The sequence below is a fragment of the Lichenifustis flavocetrariae genome (assembly GCF_026130545.1).
GTDB classification, from domain to species: domain Bacteria; phylum Pseudomonadota; class Alphaproteobacteria; order Rhizobiales; family Beijerinckiaceae; genus Lichenihabitans; species Lichenihabitans flavocetrariae.
In genome coordinates, this window is sequence record NZ_JAMOIM010000154.1 from 1 (window position 1) to 895 (window position 895).

Sequence of the window (895 nt, forward strand, 5' to 3'; positions counted from 1 at the left end):
GCGCCGCCCGCCAGCCTTAATCCCTTGCGGGGAACAACCCGAACCGCTCGGCGATGTCGAAGCGTTGAGCTTGAGAAACCCGCAACTGGCACAAGGAAGCTACTTATATGGATCCCAACAAGCCCCGCCTCGTCGGCCTGAACCACGTCGCCCTTGAGGTCGGTGACGTCGAGGAGGCTGTTCGCTTCTACGGCAGCGTGTTCGCGTTTGAACTCCGGGGTACCCACAAGGCCGGCGATGGCCACACCGCCATGGCATTCATCGACCTGGGCGACCAGTTCCTGGCGCTCATCGGCGGCCGAAAGCAGTCCCCCGACACCAATCGCCACTTCGGCTTGGTCGTGGACGACCGCAGCACGGTCATGGCTGCGGCCCAAGCCGCCGGGGCGACCGCGGTGGATCGCCCGTTCAACTTCATCGACCCTTGGGGGGAACCACATCGAGATCGTGGCCTATGCCGACGTGCAGTTCTCGAAGACCGAAGCGGTGCTCCGTTCCATGGGGCTGTCGCTGGAGAAGGGCGCGGAGGCCAAAGAGGAGCTTCGTCGGAAGGGCATCGCGGAGCCCGGCGTTGAAGGCTGATCGACGCGCACAAGGATCCCGGGTTTTTCGACATGCCCGCGCCCGAGTGGCCCTTTGATTGGCTGACCTGACCGGAGACCGGCTTCGCCTCGATCGGCTGCCGCAACGGCGCCCGCCAACCTTCTTCCCCTGCGTTCCGCATCCTCGCGGGACAAAAAGCCTAGCCCGTGCCGTCCTCCGATGACGCTGCGGTCCTTGCGGATGCGGCGACGATCGCCCCCGGCACCTGGATCGCCATCGAGGCCGTGACGGACGCGGGCTTCGACAAACGGGAGATCACCACCATGAGCGTCATCGGTTCATTCAGCGCCAG

The 895-nt window shown here is 65.0% G+C and carries 1 protein-coding gene and 1 pseudogene; both read left to right on the plus strand.

Features of this window, described 5'->3' with window-relative positions; genetic code table 11:
* Nucleotides 1–107 precede the first annotated feature (107 nt).
* Nucleotides 108–437: pseudogene (locus M8523_RS36395) on the plus strand (VOC family protein); the annotation flags it as partial.
* Nucleotides 438–447: 10 nt separating this feature from the next.
* Complete coding sequence (locus M8523_RS36400; RefSeq protein ID WP_282589661.1) at nt 448–582, plus strand: hypothetical protein; 135 nt, start codon at nt 448–450, stop codon at nt 580–582.
* Nucleotides 583–895 lie beyond the last annotated feature (313 nt).